Annotated in this window: 3 protein-coding genes and 1 pseudogene; 3 read left to right on the forward strand and 1 reads right to left on the reverse strand. The window is 67.7% G+C overall.

Translation table 11 applies throughout. The annotated features are described in order from the left end of the window. Positions 1-2: 2 nt before the first annotated feature. Positions 3-1,328, reverse strand: coding sequence for an adenosylmethionine--8-amino-7-oxononanoate transaminase (locus tag WAN02_RS20185; RefSeq protein WP_422266004.1), 1,326 nt, complete (start codon positions 1,326-1,328; stop codon positions 3-5). 90 nt (positions 1,329-1,418) lie between these two features. On the opposite strand from WAN02_RS20185, the gene WAN02_RS20190 reads away from it, so the two are divergent. The 3 genes and pseudogenes from WAN02_RS20190 to WAN02_RS20200 all read left to right on the forward strand — a co-directional run. Continuing rightward, a complete protein-coding gene (locus tag WAN02_RS20190; protein WP_422266005.1) occupies positions 1,419-1,862 on the forward strand; it encodes a hypothetical protein in 444 nt (147 codons plus the stop codon). A gap of 318 nt (positions 1,863-2,180) precedes the next feature. Next, positions 2,181-2,678, forward strand: a pseudogene (ripD, locus tag WAN02_RS20195) (NlpC/P60 family peptidoglycan-binding protein RipD); the annotation flags it as partial. Between the two features lie 79 nt (positions 2,679-2,757). Further along, positions 2,758-4,373: acyltransferase family protein (locus WAN02_RS20200; protein ID WP_422266006.1), on the forward strand; the 1,616-nt coding region annotated here is incomplete at its 3' end.

Below are 4,373 nucleotides of genomic sequence, written 5' to 3' on the forward strand. Positions count from 1 at the left end.
CGCTAAATCCTACGAGAACCGTTCAGACGAGCGACCTCCACCATCGTGGAGGTGACCTGCGCGATCTCGCCGGGCGTGCAGATGAACGGCGGCATGGCGTACACCAAGTTGCGGAACGGCCGCAGCCAGACGCCGCGATCCAGCGCCGCTGGTGTGGCCATAGTCAGATCGACCGGACAGTCACATTCGATGACGCCGATCGCGCCGCACACCCGGACATCGGCCACCCCCGGCAATGTCCGCGCCGGCTCGAGCCCGGCCGTCAGCCCCGCACCGATCTCGGCGACCACCGATCGCCAGTCCTGGCCGAGCAGCAACTCCACGGCGGCCACCGAGACCGCGCACGCCAGCGGGTTGGCCATGAACGTCGGCCCGTGCATCAGTGCCCCGGCTTCACCGGAGCTGATCGTGTGCGCGACCTCGGTGGAACACAACGTCGCGGCCAGACTCAGGTAGCCGCCGGTCAGCGCCTTGCCGACGCACATGATGTCGGGGCTGACGCCGGCATGGTCGGCGGCGAACAATTCGCCGGTACGACCGAATCCGGTGGCGATCTCGTCGAAGACCAGCAGCACGTCGTGCCGTCGGCAGATATCCCGAAGATCGGTCAGATAGCGCGGGTCGTGGAACCGCATCCCGCCGGCGCCCTGGACCACCGGCTCGACGACCACGGCGGCCAGTTCGGCCGCGTGCCCGGCCAGCTGCGCCTCGAACGCCGCGCTGTAAGCGGGGTCGTAGTCGCGGGGTACCTGAGGAGCGAAAACCTGGTCAGCCAGGACATCGGTCCACAGGGAGTGCATGCCGCCCTCGGGGTCGCAGATGCTCATCGGCGTGAAGGTGTCGCCGTGGTATCCCCCGCGCCAGGTCATCAGCCGACGCTTGCCGGGTAGGCCACGGCCGCGCCAGTACTGCAGCGCCATCTTGACCGCGACCTCGACCGATACGGATCCGGAGTCGCTGAAGAACACGGTTTCCAGACCGTCCGGGGTGATCTCGACGAGAAGCTGCGCCAATCGGGCGGCGGGTTCGTGGGTGAGACCGCCGAACATGACGTGGTTCATGGTGGCCAGCTGGCTGGTCATCGCCGCGTCCAGCACGGGGTGGCCGTGACCGTGGATGGCCGTCCACCAGGAGCTCATCGCATCGAGCGCCTGAACCTGGCTGCCGTCGCGGACGAGTGTGAGCCAGGCGCCGCGGGCGCCGACCGCCACCACCGGGGGCAGCGCCTCGGCCCCGATCGTGCTGTAGGGATGCCACAGGTGGGCCGCGTCGATCGCGCTGATCTGTGCGGGCGTGAGCCCAGACGTCCCTGCGGCCGCAGAAGTCATAGAGAACGAGGGTAAAGCAGTCGCTCCCGTGCCCGGCGCGTCAGCGTTCACTCGCAGAAATGCCGGGCATCCGGCAGCATTGAGGCCACCATGGCCTCGCCGCAGCAGTTCGATGACCCGTCCCCCAGCCACCACGAAGACTCCCCGCCGCGGGTGCTGCGGCTGCGGCTGATCCCGTGGGACGTGTCCTCGGCGCTGGCGTTGCTCGCGCTCCTGGCGGTCATCGCCTTCGGGACCGATTGGTATTCCAGGCTTTTCGGCTTCCTCAAGGACGTCTGCACCGGAGATTGCCCGCCCGCGCCTTTGGGCGTGGATTTCTACATCTACCCGGTGGTGTTCGGTGGCATCGGCGCCGCGGTCGCAGCGGCACTGCTCGGGCCGCTGGTGTCGCTGTTGAAGGGTTGGTATCTGTCCTTTTGGCCGGCTTTGGCGATTGCCCTGGTGCTGTTCGCCTCCGTGGCCGGCTCAGCGCTGACCGACTTCAGCAGCAAGTATTGGCACGAAGACCCGAACATCGTCGACGCCCCTGAGTGAGAGCGAAATCACAACGGTCCGCACAGGTTTGAGGCTCCGGCCCGCCAGCGATCACCGTTCGGTCACGTTACGACAAATAATCCCGCTCAGCGGGTCTGCGCAGTGGCTCCGACGGGCATTTGTTGCCACAGTGTCCGTAGTGACTGTTGTGAATTCAGCGGTTCACCGACGGGGCATGGATCCCAGCCCGCGCTGATTTACGGGGTGGCGGCGTGCGGCCTCCAACGGGGCGGGCCGGCGCATGGGCCTCTGGGGTGAATCGGGAATGGCGGCAGAGGCGTGCAGTCACCGCGCCGAAGCCACAGAGAGGTGATCAACATGAGACGCAGCTTCGCCGTCCCGTCCAGCCTGGCCCTGCTATTGCTGCTGCCGATGGTCAACCCCCACATCGCAAGCGCTGACCCCACTGGCCCGACGCTCGTGGGCTACCAGCAGTCGACCAGCTACGCGATCCAGCGCGCGCTTTCTCAGCGCAACGTGCCGTTCCTCTACGGCGGCGGCAACGCCGCGGGCCCCACCCGCGGCACCGGACTGAAAGCCAACATCGTCGGCTTCGACGCCTCCGGCCTGATTCAGTACGCCTACGCCGGCGCCGGGGTGAAGATGCCGCGCACCTCGGCCGAGCAGTGCAACGTCGGCCGCAAAGTCGCGCCGTCACAGGCACGCCCCGGCGACCTGCTCTGCTACGGCCCGGGCGGCACGCAGAGCGTCGCGATGTACCTGGGCAACAACCAGATGATCGAGGCCACCGAGCCCGCGGTCACGGTCACTCCGGCACGCACCAGCGGGATGGTTCCGTACCTGACTCGCATCCTGGAGTCCTGACCGGACAGCTCACAGAGCGGTTTTCGCGCACGCGCGTCGGCCGGCGGGTTAGGTAGATTGTCTGTCAATCATGACGATCTCCCCGACCGGCTCGGCCGACGCCGGCGTTGCGCCTTCCGTGCAGCCCGCGCCGGAAAACCGGGCAGGCTTCTACCGCCACGACCTCGACGGGCTGCGCGGCATCGCCATCGCGCTCGTCGCGATGTTCCACGTCTGGTTCGGTCGGGTCTCCGGTGGCGTGGACGTCTTCCTGGCTCTTTCCGGTTTCTTCTTCGGCGGAAAATTGCTTCGCACGGCGCTCAAGCCGGCGTCGTCGCTGTCGCCGTTACCCGAGGTGGTCAGGTTGGTCCGCCGATTGCTACCGGCCCTGGTGGTGGTGCTGGCCGGGTGCGCGGCGCTCACCATCCTGATTCAGCCGGAGACGCGGTGGGAGACCTTCGCCGACCAGAGTCTCGCCAGCCTCGGTTACTACCAGAACTGGGAGCTGGCCAACACGGTCGCCGACTACCTGCGGGCCGGGGAATCGGTCAGCCCTCTGCAGCACATCTGGTCGATGTCGGTGCAGGGCCAGTTCTATATCTCGTTCCTGGCGCTGGTCTTCGGTTTCGCGGTCCTGCTCCGACGCCGGCTCGGCGATCGACTGCGGACGGCATTCGTGGTGCTGCTCACCGCACTGACCGTGGCGTCGTTCGGCTATGCGATTTTTGCGCACCAGGCCAGCCAGGCAACGGCGTACTACAACAGCTTCGCGCGGGCGTGGGAGCTGTTGCTGGGGGCGCTCGTCGGTGCGCTGGTCCCCTACGTCCGGTGGCCGATGTGGCTGCGCACGGCGGCCGCCACCATCGCGCTGGCCGCGGTGCTGTCCTGCGGCGCACTCATCGACGGCGTCAAGCAATTCCCCGGCCCGTGGGCGCTGGTCCCCGTCGGGGCTGCCCTGCTGTTCATCCTGGCCGGCGCCAACCTGCAAGCCGACCCGACGACTCCTGACAACCTGCCGCTGCCCAACCGGCTGATGGCGACGGCGCCGCTGGTGCGGCTCGGCGCGATGGCCTACTCGCTATACCTGTGGCATTGGCCGCTGCTGATCTTCTGGCTCGCCTACACCGGTCACGCGCACGCCAACTTCGTCGAGGGCACCGCCGTCCTGCTGATCTCCGGCGTGCTGGCCTATTGGACGAACCGGTACATCGAAGAGCCACTACGGCTGCGCCGAGCGGCCGGCGTCGCAGCACCGGCGACACCGGTGGTGCCCTGGCGGACCCGGCTGCGTCGCCCGACGATAGTGCTGGGCTCGGTCGTCGGGCTGCTCGGCGTGACGCTCACCGCAACGGCGTTCACCTGGCGGGAGCACGTCAACGTCGAGCGGGCCAGCGGCAAGGAGCTCAGCGGCCTGAGCTCCAGCGACTACCCGGGCGCACGAGCCCTGGTCAAACACGTGCGGGTGCCCAGCCTGCGCATGCGGCCCACGGTGCTGGAAGCCCAGACCGACTACCCGCCGTCCACCCGCGACGGCTGCATCAGTGACTTCAAGAACACCGACGTGATCAAGTGCAGCTACGGCGACAAGAACGCCACCCGGACCATCGCGCTCGCCGGCGGCTCGCACGCCGAGCACTGGCTGACCGCGCTGGACCTGCTCGGGCGCCGACACCACTTCAAGGTGACCACCTATCTCAAGATGGGCTG

Source organism: Mycobacterium sp. (assembly GCF_049281135.1).
Lineage (GTDB): Bacteria > Actinomycetota > Actinomycetes > Mycobacteriales > Mycobacteriaceae > Mycobacterium.

Coding starts and splice junctions, on each gene's coding strand:
- WAN02_RS20190 (WP_422266005.1), top strand. CDS start 1,419: ATGGCCTCGCCGCAGCAGTTCGATGACCCGTCCCCCAGCCACCACGAA.
- WAN02_RS20185 (WP_422266004.1), bottom strand. CDS start 1,328: ATGACTTCTGCGGCCGCAGGGACGTCTGGGCTCACGCCCGCACAGATC.